The organism is Gardnerella vaginalis (genome assembly GCF_040427915.1).
Classification (GTDB): Bacteria; Actinomycetota; Actinomycetes; order Actinomycetales; family Bifidobacteriaceae; genus Bifidobacterium; species Bifidobacterium vaginale_C.
This window is the reverse complement of sequence record NZ_JBETXJ010000002.1, coordinates 1038966-1053414: the sequence shown is the minus strand read 5'-3', so window position 1 is coordinate 1053414 and position 14449 is coordinate 1038966. Positions and strand designations below refer to the sequence as shown.

The window sequence follows — 14449 nt, the reverse complement described above, 5'->3', positions numbered from 1 at the left end:
ATTATTGCCAAAACTTACATAGGCATCGGGCGCTAAACGCGCAATCCAAGCCTTTCAATTTTGGCAGCACAGGGCGACACTCTTATAAGCAGTTCCATCACTTACAGATTCAGCAAATTTCTTATACTCATCAATCGCAAGCTGAGCTTGAGTAATTTGTTCTTTTACGCGAACAAAAGCCGTTCCACCTTTTCCACATCTAGAAGCTACTGATCCATCACTAGAAAGAACAAGTTTAAGATTCTCAATATCTGCGCGATCTACAAAATCATTCAGAATATTAGCAAAATCATCATCACTTAAAACGTCTAAATCACCACCAAGTTCTTCAGCACGTTTTACGCATAATCCTGATAACTTATGCGCATTTCTAAATGGAACACCTTGTTTTACAAGCCATTCAGCAATATCTGTAGCTAAGGCAAAACCAGTAGCCGACTGTTCACGCAACCTATCAATATTAAATCGCATTGTTCTAACCATTCCTGCGAATGCTGGAAGCAGAACTTCTAGAGTGTCAATTTGGTCAAAAACTGCCTCTTTATCTTCTTGCAAATCTCTTGCATATGCGGTTGGAAGACCTTTAAGAGTGGCCATTAATCCAGTTAAATCTCCGATTAATCGTCCTGCTTTTCCTCTAGCAAGCTCCGCGATATCTGGATTCTTCTTTTGAGGCATAATAGAAGATCCAGTAGAATAAGCATCGTCTAAAGTTACGAACGCAAATTCTTGAGTATTCCATATAATAATCTCTTCGCTTAAGCGAGAAATATCAACGCCAATCATGGCTGCAATAAATGAAAACTCCGCAACAATATCTCTACTTGCTGTAGCATCAATAGAATTCGCGCAAACAGCAGAAAAACCAAGTTCTTTAGAAACTTCTTCGGGATCTAGTCCAAGAGTGTTGCCAGCCAATGCCCCTGCCCCATACGGGCTTTCGTTTGCGCGCGAATCCCAGTCCGCAAGGCGATTTACATCTCGCAAAAGCGGCCAAACATGAGCCATTAGCTGGTGTGCAAGCAAAATAGGTTGAGCATGCTGCATGTGAGTACGACCAGGCATTACAGAATCTTTTGCAGCTAAAGATTGAGCAACTAAAGCATTACAAACATCTAACACGAGAGTAGCCAAAACGCGCGAGTGTCTGCGCAAAAACATGCGTATTAAAGCTGCGATTTGGTCGTTTCTAGAGCGTCCAGCTCTAAGTTTTCCGCCAAGTTCGCTTCCTGCAATATCAAGCAAACCGCGCTCTAATGCAGTTGCCTCATCCTCGTCTTCTTCAATTGGCGTAAAAGTGCCATTATCCACGCGATTTTGCAACTCGTCTAGAGCTTTTTGAAGATCCTCGTATTCTTGATTTGTCAATAAACCTGCACGATGCAACGCATGCGCATGAGCGCGAGATCCTGCAATATCATCATCCGCTAATCGCCAATCAAATTGAGTTGATTTGCTAAGCTTTGCAAGCTCTGCGGAAGGTCCTGAGCTAAAACGTCCGCCCCACAAGGCTATTGGATGATTAGTATTGGTATTTGCATTGGCATTTGCATCGTGCATAGTTATATTCTTCTTTCTGCTTTCCTCTTGTTAGTTGTTCTTCGCAACGCGCATATCTCGAGCCGCTGCAACCTTGCTAGACAATCCGTAGATTTCAATAAATCCGTTGGAAGCGCGCTGGTCGAAAGTATCGGAAGAATCGTAAGTAGCCAAGTTAAAGTCATACAAAGACTCATCCGACTTTCTGCCTGTTACAACAGCCTTTCCAGCGTATAAAGTCATGCGAATATCGCCAGAAACATGCTCTTGCGTTTCGTTTATGAACGCGTTCAAAGAACGCACAACTGGCGAGAACCACTGGCCGTCATACACAAATTCCGCCCACTTTTTATCAAGAGCACGCTTAAGCCTATGCTGTTCACGCTCTAAGCAGCAATTCTCAAGCTCTTGATGAGCCGTAATCAAAGCTTGCGCGCCTGGAACTTCGTACAATTCGCGAGACTTAATGCCAACTAAACGATCTTCAATAATGTCGATTCTGCCGATTCCTTGTGCCCCAGCTCTCTTGTTCATTTCTTCGATTGCTTGCAATGGAGTTACGCTATGACCGTCAATTGCAACTGGAATACCTTTTTCAAACGTGATTGTAACTTCGTCTGGAGTTGTAGCTTCCAAAGGATTCTTTGTGTAAGAGTAGCATTCTTCGGTTGGAGCATTCCACGGATCTTCCAAGAAGCCTGTTTCAATAGCCCTTCCCCAAACATTTTGGTCTATAGAATATGGGCTTTTCTTGCTTTGAGTAATCGGAAGCTTGTGCTCGTTTGCAAAAGCGATTTCCACATCTCGAGTAAGCGACAAATCGCGAATTGGGCTAATTGCCTTTAAATCTGGATCCAAAGACTGAATTGCAACTTCAAAACGAACCTGATCGTTTCCTTTGCCAGTGCAACCATGTGCGATCGTATCTGCGTCGAATTCGTGCGCTGCGTGAACCAAGTGACGAGTAATAAGCGGCCTAGAAAGCGCAGAAACTAAAGGATACACGTCTTCGTACATTGCATTTGCTTTTAATGCGAGCATGCAATAGTTATCCGCAAATTCTTCACGAGCATCAACTACATACGATTCAACAGCACCACAAGCCAAAGCGCGATTTTTAATGACTTCGAGCGCTTCTCCACCTTGACCAACGTTTAGTGACACAGCTACAACGTCTTGACCTGTTTGTTCTTTAAGGTACGGAATAGCTACAGATGTATCGAGGCCACCCGAATACGCCAATACAATACGTTTCTTACTAGTCATAGTGACCTCCCAAGGTCATATATTGAATAAATAAACAATATATAGTATATTATACAACCATAGATAAAATCTCAACACGCTTAGAAATACAACGCTTTTATCATATTTTGAAAAATAATATTTAAAAAAATAAGACAATAGGAATAATACTTATGCAATTGATTGTACTATAACAAAGTGCAAAAACCACAACGCTGTGGTCTTTGCAGCAAGTATTATAAATTCAACATCCATCGATGCATATTAGACACAAATATAACTATAAAATGAATAAACTATATACAAAATCACCTAGATGCAACTGAAAGCATCCAATTAGCTCTATCTTCTGCTTCTTCGTTAGAAACACAAACCATAAGCACTGTATCATCGCCAGCAACCGAACCTAAAATACCTTTTAAAGGCTGCCTATCAATAACACTTGCAACATATTGAGCAGCGCCCGAAGGAGTGTGAATTACAACTATATTATTAGCAAATCCAACTTCTGTAATAAGCCCAGAAAGAGTTCTTGCAACTTGCTGATCGATCCTAACGGTATCCATTGCGTGACGATTACCAGTTCCATCTCCTAGAACATAAGCAATTCTGCCGTCTGTAAGACGAATTTTAACCGCATTTATTTCATCCAAATCTCTACTCAAAGTTGCTTGAGTAACCTCAAAACCATGACGAGCCAAAACTTTAGCAAGCTGAGACTGTGAAGTAATAACCTCACTTAAAAGCGCCTGTTCAATCGCATTTAAACGTGCAGCTTTAGTCGTAGGACGCTGCTTTCCAGCGGATTCAATAGAACCAAAATCGTCATTAACATCAAAAGCATCGTCAAAATTATTATCTTCATTCACATAACTATGATTAAGCGCATCATCGCCACTAAAATTATTTGACTTCCTATTAGACTCAACCATAATTGGCAATACCTTTCTAAAGAGCACTCCAATCTAATATACATGAATACATAAATATATTCATGAATATATACATTTTAACAAAGCCATAAATACTATTTTATTTACTAAAAAATACGGCTGAACAACCAGATAATACTAATCATTCAGCCGTATCAATTTAAAAAACGCGACTCTGTAACTTATATTCGAACTTATACTCGCAATGTTGCATGCAATTTTTGAGCAGACTTTGTAATAGCCTCTCGGACCGCTTCCATATCATCGCTAGAAAGCGTTCTATCAGCAGCCCTAAATGTTACAGAATAAGCAAGAGATCTTAGTCCTTCTCCAAGTTGTTCGCCTTCATAAACATCGAACAACTCTACAGACTCAAGCAAATCACCAGAAGCTTTAACAATAGCTTCCTTTAAATCGTGAGCAGTCAAAGAAGAAGGAGCAACAAACGCAAAGTCCTGCTTAACAGGAGGGAATGTAGAAACAGGTTTTGCCTGAACAGGCTTAACTTGCATAGCATCAAATAATGCACTCAAATCAAGCTCGAAAGCAGCAGAGTGCTTTGGCAAACCCAAATTCTCATCAACCTGAGGATGAAGCTCTCCAACAATACCAATTTCAACATTGTCGGCACCATCAACAGGAACATACACTCTGGCAGTACGACCTGGATGCCAAGAAGCAGGAACATCATCAGAACTAATCTGACGAACGTCAAAGGCAACGCCGATTCGCTTTCCTAAACGATTAACAGCTTCTACAGCATCACTCCAATCAACTTCCCTATGAGTTCCAAGCCAACCTGTTTCTTCAGCATTACCAGTTAAAAGAGCTGCAACATGCAAAGGCTGCTCAGGCAAACCTGCATCCAACGCAGCAAGCTGAGCATCCGTAGGACGAACCGAACCAGGCAAAGCAGGAATTGCAGGAGCATTAGGATCCGCAAAATACACGTGACCAAGCTCATAAAGCGAAACATCACTTAAGCCACGACGAATATTTCTACGAACAGTTCCAGCCAAAGTTGTAAGAACATTCCTTCTAAGCCAAGGACGATCACCAGCCAAAGGATTTGCAATTTTTACGCTAACTTCAGCAACCGAATCAACATCCTCACGGAAGGCTTTAAAATCTTCCTCACCTACAAACGGGTAGCTCAAAGACTCGACCAAACCCATTTCAGCAAGCTCATATGCAATAGCTCTGCGAGTTGCCTGATCTTGAGTTAAACCAGTTTTACCAGTAACAGGAACAGCTGGAACCTTAACAGGAATCTCATCGTAACCAACCAAGCGAGCGATTTCTTCGACCAAATCGCATGGAGCATTCAAATCAGGTCGCCAAGTTGGAGGCAAAACGGAGAACGAACCGTTACCGCCGCCAGCAACCGAGCAGCCAATATCCGTAAGAATATCGCTAATACGATTCAAATCAATGCTTAAGCCAGAAACTCGCTCTACTTCGCTAGCTTTGAAAACAATAACACTTCTATCAACAGTGTTATTAACGTCTGTAGGTGTATTAGAAGGCTCTCCAGAACCAAAATCACTGAGCATTGTAACAGCCATTTGCGCAGCTGCTGGCTGCAAAGCAGTATCAACACCACGCTCAAACCTGCGAGAAGCCTCCGTTGGAAGCTTATGCCTACGAGCTGTACGTGCAATAGAAACAGGATCAAAGTGCGCAGCCTCAACAAGAATATTCTTCGTTTCGCTCGTCACTTCTCCATACATTCCACCCATAACGCCAGCAAGACCAAGAACGCGCGAACCATGATTTCCCTTTGGAGAATCGCAAATAAGCAAATCTTCAACATTAAGCTCTCTGTCCTTGCCGTCTAAAGTTGTTAAATGCTCTCCAGCCTTAGCACGACGAACAACAATAGGGCCTTCAATCTTATCTAAATCATAAGCGTGAAGCGGCTGACCCAAGTCGAGCATTACGTAATTTGTAACATCTACCGCAAGAGATATTCCACGCATTCCAGCGCGAGTTAAACGCCTACGCATCCAATTAGGGCTAGAAGAATCTGGATTAAAGTTTCTAACAACACGAGCGTAGTAACGGTCGCATCCAACAACACCATGAATAGGATTATTATCTTCAATACTGACTTCTATATCTTTAGAAGCTCCATCAGACATAGAAACCACTTGATCAGCTTTATTATTAAGTTCAATTACTGGATCAGTGTAAGTTGCACCAGTTGAATGGTGATATTCGCGCGCAACACCCCTGTACGAGAACGCGTATCCACGATCAGGAGTGATGTTAATTTCCAGCAAAGGCTTGTTTAAGTGAAGAAGCGACATTGCGTCGTCTCCAGGTTTCAAAGCATCATATTCAGCTTTAGAGAAACCGTATTCGCGAAGCAAAATAATGCCATCGTGGCTATCTCCCAACCCAAGCTCGCGCTCGGATGCGCACATTCCGTTAGAAATGTGGCCGTAAGTTTTGCGAGGCTCAATCTTAAAATCGCCAGGCAAAACTGCCCCAGGAAGAGTTACAACAACCTTTTCTCCTGCAGCCATGTTTGGAGCACCGCAGATAATACCACGAGGAACCTTATTACCATTTTCGTCTACCTCGTTGTATTTATCTCCAACATCAACATGGCACCAATTAATAACCTTGCCATTCTTTTGTGGCTCTGGAGTAGCATCAACAACATAACCTACAACAATAGGACCTGTAACTTGAGAGTCGTGAATCTCTTCCTCTTCCAAGCCAACTCGCACCAAATCTTTAGCAAGCTGCTCGTAAGTCAAACCTTCTGGCACTTCAACATGATCTTTAAGCCAGTCAATATCTACCATTGGCATGAGTACTACTCTCCCATCACAAACTGTTCACTGAAGCGCTTATCGCCTTCAACCAAATCGTGCATATCGTTAATATCGTGACGAAGCAGCAAAGTGCGCTCCAAGCCAACACCGAAAGCAAATCCCGTATAAACATCTGGGTCTAAGCCTGCAGACTTAAGAACGTTCGGATTCACCATTCCGCATCCGCCCCATTCAATCCAACCTGGGCCACCCTTTTTATCTGGGAACCAAAGATCCAACTCCGCACTAGGCTCCGTGAATGGGAAGTAGCTTGGACGCAAACGGCTTTTTGCATCTGGACCAAACATTGCAACAGCTAAACGATCAAGAACACCCTTTAAATCAGCCATGCTCAAATGCTTATCTACTGCCAAAGCTTCGCACTGGTGGAACACTGGCGTATGCGTTGCATCAAGCTCATCCGTGCGGAATACTCGACCAGGAGACGCAATATACAGAGGTACTCCTCGCTCAATTAACGCACGAACCTGATCGGAAGAAGTTTGCGTACGCAAAACCATGTTAGATCCAACGAATCCAGCAGCATCCTTTGCCTGATTACCTTGCACATAAAAAGTATCTTGCATTTGGCGAGCAGGATGATCTGGACCAAAGTTCAAAGCGTCAAAATCGAACCACTCTGTTTCAACCTCTGGTCCTGCAGAAATCTGCCAACCCATAGACACAAAGAAGTCTTCAAAGTCTTCAATAATACGCGCAATCGGATGGCGAGCGCCAAGAGGCTTACGATTTATTGGCAAAGTCATATCGACTGTTTCTTTTTGAAGCATATTAGCTTCTTCAATAGCCTTAATACGCTCTTGGGCTGCTGCAAATTCACGACCAAAATCAGCGCGTAAAGCCGACATTATCTTGCCAGCTTCCTTCTTTTCTTCTACTTGAAGACTTCCAATAGACTTGCTGGCAAGGGTCATTGCAGACTGAGCTCCTGCATACTTAGTTTTTGCCGCTTTCAACTCTTCCATTGTTTTAGCGGCTTGAACACAAGCTATACCCTCTTTTACTACCTTTGTAATTGCCTTCGCGTCGAACGGCTTACTACTTGCCACAGCACCCTTCCTATCCGTGTTATGTGTACTTTTGTGAAGCATTCAAAAAACGTCTCAAATCTACATTTTTCGCTCATGACTAGACATAGCCAAGCCCATTAGCATTACTGCAGCACTGGTTGCCAAGTTCATTGATTCTGCTTTTCCGTAAATAGGTATTACCGATATTTCGTCTACTTTATTCAATATTTCTTCTGGCAATCCTCTGGCTTCGTTTCCAAATAATATTGCATTAGATCCTTCGTTATATCCTTTATTTAAATCATCACTTAGTGGTTTTAGAAGATTTGCAAAAGACTTTGGTTTTTTATTTTCAGTTCCATAAATATCAGCTGCAATAACCCTTATTTTTAATGACTTTGTCCAATCAAACCAATCATCCTCACTCATTGTCACTACTGGCAAATGGAATAATGAGCCTGCAGTAGAACGAACTAGCTTTGAGTTAAAACGATTCACGCAATCGTCAACAAAAACAACGGCATTACAACCAGCTACATCTGCAACGCGAATAATCGCACCAGCGTTGCCGGGGTCTCTTACCTGCCAGCAGGCTGCAATCAATACAGGATCATGAGCAAAACCAGACTTATATTCGCTTTCTACCCCAATACTATTAAATTCTTTTATAAATTCTTTATCTAAAATAGCAGAATCACAAACGGCAACAATCCCCTGACAATCCGTACTGATCTTATGCATAACTTCTGATGTTGCAGGATGCACATAGCACTGATTTTTTAAGGATTCGTCAACAATTTTGCTTATCGTTTCTAAAGATCCATTTTGCAAAATGCCATTTTTACCATTTTTAAAAGAATTGACATTAAGGTAGTCACTATTAACAGCATCTTGCAAAACGTAAATGTCTAAAATCGACTTATGCGCGTACCTTACCGCTTCCCTAACGCTTTGCGGACCTTCTACTAAAAATCGCCCATCAACTCGCGATTTTGCGCGACTTATTGCGCAAATACGCTTAACGCGATCGCTATGCGCGTTGTCTATTAACTCTTTTAACGGCATAATATCACTCTACTTTACATATAATTACAACACGCGTAACTGTTGCAATACGAAACTACTCAACGAAACTACTCATGATGTTCCGACGAACTTTGTGTAGTATATCCTTCAGGTTCTAGTTGGAAGGTAGTGTGAGAAACCGAAACTGGAAAATGCTCACGCAAACAATCCTGAAGCTGGCTTAAAATATCAGAACACTGATCCATTGTTAAATCGCGCTCTACAACAACATGTGCCATAAAAATAGGCATTCCTGTAGAAACAGTACTTGCATGCAAATCATGAACAGCAAGAACGTGCGGAACGTGTTCAAGATGATCGCGAACTTTTTCTATATCCAATCCTTCTGGAGTTTGCTCAAGCAAAACTTTTACAGCATTTTTAAGCAAATGTAACGCTCTAGGAATCATCAAAATTGCAATAATACCGCCAGCTAAAGCATCAAATCCATTCCAACTAGTGCTCATCATTACTACAGCAGACACTACAACAGCAACAGATCCCAAAGCATCGTTCATTACTTCTAAAAAGGCTGCTCGCATATTCATATTGTCTTTAGATTGTGAAACCAAAATCACAAGAGAAGCGAGATTTGCAAGCAAACCAAGAATACCAAAGAAAAGAAGCTGATTTACATCATGTATTCCATTATGATTTACACCAAAAAGACGCATACAAGATTCCACAATCGCATAAATGCCAACAAAAAGTAGAACAAGAGCACCAGCAGCAGCAGTAATTACCTCTAGCCTAGCCCAACCCCAAGTGCGTTTTGCATTAGGTCTTTTGCGCATCAAAATCGCAGTAACCGTAGATGCAGCTAAAACAGAAATATCTGTTAACATATGTCCTGCGTCAATTAACAAAGAAAGCGAATTTGTTAAAACAGATCCAATTACTTCTGCCAAGAATACAATAGACGTTAAAGCCAAAGTGATAGTTAGCTTATGCTGATGCGCATGACTTGCTTTAATAGCATCTTGCACAGAAGCGGCATTAGTTCCAGAAGTACTTAAATCATTCTTCTCTAAGATTTCACTGGAAGAGTTTGACAAATGATGATTATGCACAAAAATCTCCTATGCTCATACAAATATGTATCTCGATATCGTTTCTCAATATCATTCCCAATATGCCTTATACGCAATGAACCCCAGCCTAAGCTAGGGTTCACACATAAACATCTAAAGACTAATTATCTAAAAACTTATTCTATTATTACTATTCGTCAATTAACGCGCCGAGATGATGGGAAGTTGATTCAGCAATCAAATCATCTTTAAAATCACCATTATCAGCAGCATCAATTATCTTCATTGAGGCGTCAACCACATCTGGCTGCAAAGCATTAACCCAATGAATACGCGAATCTCTTCCAAACCAACCCATTTGTTTTCTAGCAAGACGTTTAGTTTTCTGAGCAATATCAGCAAAAGCATCATCTTCGCTACACAAGCCGTCTAAATAGTCCATTATTTGCTTGTATCCCAAAGCTCTACTCGCTGTAACACCAAGCCTAGAACGAATTGCTTCGACCTCATTCACAAAACCTTGGTCCCGCATCATTTTTGTGCGAAGCTCCACTCGCGCATCCAAATCTTCTCTGTTTAAGTCCAATCCGATTTGCACACAATCAATCAAATACTTGTATTTTGGCAGAGTAGCAGAATACGGCTTGCCTGTTAACTCAATAACCTCTAGAGCGCGAATTGTTCTGCGCGAATTTCTTGGATCCATATTTTTAGCCGCCACAGGGTCTAGTTTTTGCAACTCTTCAAAAAGAGCCATTGCTCCTTGCGACTTTTCACGATCTTCCAAAGCTTTGCGAATATTAGGATCTGTACCTGGAAAAGTTATATCATCTACAGCCGCACGAGCATATAATCCAGAGCCCCCAACAAGAATTGGGCGAATACCTTTTTCTTGCAAATCGCGTATGCACTCTCTAGCAAGCGTTTGAAATTTTGCAACGCTCATAGATTCTTCTGGATCAATAATGTCTATTAAATGATGCTTAATCTCGCTTTGCTCTTCTCTAGTGGCTTTTGCGGTACCAATATCCATATAACGGTACATTTGATATGCGTCTGCGTTTATAATCTCCGCTTTTACACCACGTTCAGCAAATTTCTTTGCAATTGCAATACCAAGACTTGTTTTGCCAGATGCTGTTGGCCCTACAATCGAAATCACTTTCGGCGGTTTGCACACAATGCGCTCCTAATAATCATATTAAACGAACTAAAATCAACCTTAAAAAAGAATCTTTTCTACAAATTTACACAATCAAACATACATAAAAGTCAATAAAAGTAGTAAGAGATTTTGCTTCAACACCAAAGCAATAGTTAATTACCACACTGTATTACTATCCCCATTGAGCACGACACGCGCTATTGTTGATGAGTTTTATTTTATATGGTACCGTTTTCGCTAACTTAAAACCGAATGATTTTTATTGTTTACACGTGTTCGTAGCATTTTACAACTAAAATTATTCGTTCAACGTGATCTATAAAAGAATTCTATTTGGTTTTACGTTAATCATTTTGTTGTCTTTTCTGCACCGATGGAGAATAGATATGATTACTATTTCTCATGTAGCATATGCGATTTTAAAACGTTATGGGAAAATGAATATTAATCGCTTACAATTACTTTCTTACTACTGCCAAGCTTATAACCTAGCATCCACTAATTCTCCTTTGTTCTACAACAATTTTCAGGCTTGGTGCAACGGTCCAGTATGCCTAGATTTATTCAAAATGCACAGAATTAATGATGTTTTTATAGAATGTAAAGATATTGTTCTAGGACCTTATGAGCTTAAAAATCATCTTACTTATTCTAATTTACTCACTATCTATAACGTTTGCGACGCTTTAATTGATTTTAGTATTGAAGAACTAGAAAATCGCGCCCGCAGTGAGATGCCATGGATTGATGCACGCAGAGGAATATTACCAGATAAGGCTAATGAAGTAGAAATATCTAAGAAAATTATTCATGATTATTACGTAAAACATCCAGTAATTAATACAAATTCACGAACAACACGAAGCAAAGAATTTAAAGAAGCCGATAAAGAACTACAAAAAGACATACAAGATATAATTTCTGAACAAATTGAAAAATTTAATCAATATAATCAAGATGAAAAAGTTAGAAGAATAAGAAAGGCTGAAAAAATTTTAAGAGAAAAATTAAGCATATTGAATGGGCTTAAAAATAATAAAATTTATTTTGATGAAAACATTGTTCGTATTGCAGCACGACATTTTGTTGACTACATAAACAATGATGTTAATGATAAAAATAAAAATAAATAAGTGGTATAGGTCAAAACATACGACGCAAGCAAGTATGCACAGGAAAATCAAAAAGCTCTAGGTCTTATACCTAGAGCTTTTGCTCCGATTATTTCCGTTTATTGCATATACTATATCACATATCGTACATACTTGTGTACAAGCGATAGAAACCGCCACTGTTTTATGCTTAAGACATTGAAAACATTGGGTTTTGCTACAAATAACGCCACTGTTTGAGCAGTGGCGTTTTTGCGTTTGTGGAGTCGCGGGGAATTGAACCCCGGTCCGGAAACCGTACCCTCGGTCTTCTACGTGCGTAGTCTGCTGGCCATTTGGCAATTTTTCTGCCCCCATGTTATCGCAGACAATTCATGGCGAGCATATCTACAGTAAAAGTCCCTGAATTGCCCTGCAGCCCAGCAATTCAAGCAAGTCTTCTAATGACGTTCAGCACCACCCCGAAGACGTGAGTGGGTAAACGGAGCAGCTGCTCACTGGTTAATCCTGGCGCGAAGCTCAGGCAGCGAGAGCGAACTCAGTGCGATTAGATTTAGCACTTATTCTTTTGCGAAAGGACGTTTACGAGTGGACTTTCGCATTCTCGGCACGCTTCCCCGCGGCGAACAGATCACCGTCGAAACCGATCGACCCCTTTTGATTTATCAAACTATCAGTTAAATACTGGCATAAAGCCAGATTATTTATTATAAATAAACGTTTTAACAGAGTCAACCTGTTTTAGACTATTGATTTATTTCAGAATCATCTAAAGAATCATCTAATAAATCACTTACCTTTAGTTTCACCTGTTTTAACATCACCACTATTGCCTTTAGCAAGCTTCTTCGATTTTTCAACAAATCTTCTATTAACAACAAACGCACAAATTAGCGCAACACACACGCAAATAAATATTGTAACGTTTCTAGCTCTAGCATTTCCAAGACTTTTTACAGCATTAACATGAAGAGCAACAGCAGATTCCGCGTCAATAGTGGTCTCTACTTTTCCGCCGCTAACGCTCACAGTTTTAGTGCAATCTTTAGACTCATAAACATTGCAATATTCACCGTCAGGCAAGTCGGTTTTATAACTCACTTTTTGCGGATTTTCCGTGTTGTTAATCGCAAGAAAACCCTTGTTTCCTCGGCTAAACGCAACGTTATTATCGTCATCATCTTGCCAATTAGTAACCTTAGTGCCTCTAACAGCGTTGTAGAACCCAATCATGCCGCGAATTGAAGTTAGCCTTTGCGTGCATTGCCACTTGGAATCCTTTGCACAACTCACATCAGGAATCGAAGTTTGCGTAGCTCCAGGCGCTCCCTCATCTCGTTTTGTAAACTCATATCCCGAAAACACATTTGGAGTTCCATACGGATACGCCAGCATAAACGCGTTTGCAAGCTCGTATTTTTTGCCATCTTTATACGTCAAAACTCTGCTTGCATTGTCTCGCTCAGTATCCCAATTTGTAACGAAAATCGCAGCCTTTTTGCTTGGAATCAACTTATCTGTTATATGTTTAAGATTCTCAATAGACCCATAAAAATAGTTTCTAAGCCTATAAGAATACTCAAATTCGTTCACTTCACCAGTTTGCAAATATTGGTCCGGCTGAATTCTAGGGTCTTGCTCAGAAAACCCTATTGTTTCTTGCATCCACCAAATCTTATCTGGCGTTGTTCCAGCAGCATCTGCAGCTGCAGCTTTTATAGCCTTTACATCTTGCGGAGACATGTGTTTTGCTGCATCAACTCTAAACCCAGCCACTCCAAACTTTAACATATGCGCAAAGTATTCTCCCAAAGTTTTTTGCACATGAGGATTAGAAGTGTCCAAATCTAACAGTCCAACAAGTCGATGTGTCCAAACGATTTCTGCTTTTCGATACGTGTTGATATTTTCTGTTGACTTATGAAAATCGTCTTTTGTATATCCTGCATCTGGGAACGATTGATTTGCAGCATCATACTTGCTTCCACCAACGCCAACAGTGTCTTTGTTTGCAAAACCAGTTGTGTGGTTTATTACCGCATCTGCAATAATTCCAACACCCGAAGCTTTGCACGTTGTAATCATCTTTTTAAACTCGTCTTCGGTGCCAAGTTTTGAATTTAGCTTATAGCTTACAGGTTGATAGCTTGTCCACCATTGGTCACCTTTAATGTGATCTTGCGGAGGCGAAACCTGCACGTACTTTACGCCTTCTGGACCGTACGTCTTTTTGCATTCCTTAGCTATACTTTTCCAATTTTGTTGGAACGCTGTGACTATTACGCCTTTTTGTATAGTTTTTTGAGATGATTTTGCGCCAGCATATGCAATCGCTGGGCCGCTTACGACTACTGCTCCCGCCAAAATCGTAGCAACACAAGATGTTATAGCCGCAACTCTTGCCAACACAAACTTTAGCTTTACAAACATCTTTTTATTGAAGCTCGTAAATATCTTTATGCTGTGGATCATCATTGTTCCTTTCTGCAAGAATCGCGGCTTTGCTT

10 protein-coding genes and 1 other RNA gene are annotated in these 14449 nt (G+C 40.7%); 1 reads left to right on the top strand and 10 read right to left on the bottom strand.

Features of this window, described 5'->3' with window-relative positions; all coding sequences use genetic code 11:
- Window positions 1–54: 54 nt before the first annotated feature.
- The 8 genes from argH to miaA form a co-directional block, all read right to left on the bottom strand.
- Window positions 55–1560 (bottom strand): argininosuccinate lyase, encoded by a 1506-nt coding sequence (gene argH, locus ABVC65_RS04235; RefSeq protein ID WP_353582666.1) that lies wholly within the window; start codon window positions 1558–1560, stop codon window positions 55–57.
- A 30-nt stretch (window positions 1561–1590) separates the two neighbouring features.
- Window positions 1591–2805 (bottom strand): argininosuccinate synthase, encoded by a 1215-nt coding sequence (locus ABVC65_RS04230; RefSeq protein WP_004115510.1) that lies wholly within the window; start codon window positions 2803–2805, stop codon window positions 1591–1593.
- A gap of 287 nt (window positions 2806–3092) precedes the next feature.
- Window positions 3093–3716 carry an arginine repressor gene (locus ABVC65_RS04225; protein ID WP_004121816.1) on the bottom strand — a complete coding sequence of 208 codons (624 nt, stop codon included), beginning with the start codon at window positions 3714–3716 and terminating at the stop codon, window positions 3093–3095.
- 194 nt (window positions 3717–3910) lie between these two features.
- Window positions 3911–6535, bottom strand: a complete 2625-nt coding sequence (gene pheT, locus ABVC65_RS04220; RefSeq protein ID WP_353582665.1) for a phenylalanine--tRNA ligase subunit beta — start codon at window positions 6533–6535, stop codon at window positions 3911–3913.
- A 5-nt stretch (window positions 6536–6540) separates the two neighbouring features.
- Window positions 6541–7608, bottom strand: a complete 1068-nt coding sequence (gene pheS / locus ABVC65_RS04215; RefSeq protein ID WP_004121821.1) for a phenylalanine--tRNA ligase subunit alpha — start codon at window positions 7606–7608, stop codon at window positions 6541–6543.
- Between the two features lie 60 nt (window positions 7609–7668).
- A complete protein-coding gene (locus tag ABVC65_RS04210; protein ID WP_353582664.1) occupies window positions 7669–8634 on the bottom strand; it encodes a TrmH family RNA methyltransferase in 966 nt (321 codons plus the stop codon).
- Between the two features lie 68 nt (window positions 8635–8702).
- On the bottom strand, window positions 8703–9704 hold the full coding sequence (locus tag ABVC65_RS04205; RefSeq protein ID WP_353582663.1) for a cation diffusion facilitator family transporter: 1002 nt from the start codon (window positions 9702–9704) through the stop codon (window positions 8703–8705).
- 151 nt (window positions 9705–9855) lie between these two features.
- Window positions 9856–10845 (bottom strand): tRNA (adenosine(37)-N6)-dimethylallyltransferase MiaA, encoded by a 990-nt coding sequence (miaA, locus tag ABVC65_RS04200; RefSeq protein ID WP_019261998.1) that lies wholly within the window; start codon window positions 10843–10845, stop codon window positions 9856–9858.
- 371 nt (window positions 10846–11216) lie between these two features.
- On the opposite strand from miaA, the gene ABVC65_RS04195 reads away from it, so the two are divergent.
- Window positions 11217–11963: a Panacea domain-containing protein gene (locus ABVC65_RS04195; RefSeq protein WP_004121835.1), complete on the top strand. Its 747-nt coding sequence runs from the start codon at window positions 11217–11219 to the stop codon at window positions 11961–11963.
- 237 nt (window positions 11964–12200) lie between these two features.
- On the opposite strand, the gene ssrA is transcribed toward ABVC65_RS04195, so the two are convergent.
- Window positions 12201–12597, bottom strand: a transfer-messenger RNA (tmRNA) gene (ssrA, locus tag ABVC65_RS04190).
- A gap of 134 nt (window positions 12598–12731) precedes the next feature.
- The gene (locus ABVC65_RS04185; RefSeq protein ID WP_353582922.1) at window positions 12732–14414 is read right to left on the bottom strand and encodes an alpha-amylase; all 1683 of its coding nucleotides are present in this window, start codon (window positions 14412–14414) and stop codon (window positions 12732–12734) included.
- Between the last annotated feature and the right edge of the window lie 35 nt (window positions 14415–14449).

Excerpts from the sequence above, each read along its gene's own strand:
- ABVC65_RS04230 (WP_004115510.1), bottom strand. The coding sequence starts at position 2,805 with ATGACTAGTAAGAAACGTATTGTATTGGCGTATTCGGGTGGCCTCGAT.
- ABVC65_RS04195 (WP_004121835.1), top strand. The coding sequence starts at position 11,217 with ATGATTACTATTTCTCATGTAGCATATGCGATTTTAAAACGTTATGGG.
- ABVC65_RS04225 (WP_004121816.1), bottom strand. The coding sequence starts at position 3,716 with ATGGTTGAGTCTAATAGGAAGTCAAATAATTTTAGTGGCGATGATGCG.
- ABVC65_RS04185 (WP_353582922.1), bottom strand. The coding sequence starts at position 14,414 with ATGATCCACAGCATAAAGATATTTACGAGCTTCAATAAAAAGATGTTT.
- argH (WP_353582666.1), bottom strand. The coding sequence starts at position 1,560 with ATGCACGATGCAAATGCCAATGCAAATACCAATACTAATCATCCAATA.
- pheT (WP_353582665.1), bottom strand. The coding sequence starts at position 6,535 with ATGCCAATGGTAGATATTGACTGGCTTAAAGATCATGTTGAAGTGCCA.
- ABVC65_RS04210 (WP_353582664.1), bottom strand. The coding sequence starts at position 8,634 with ATGCCGTTAAAAGAGTTAATAGACAACGCGCATAGCGATCGCGTTAAG.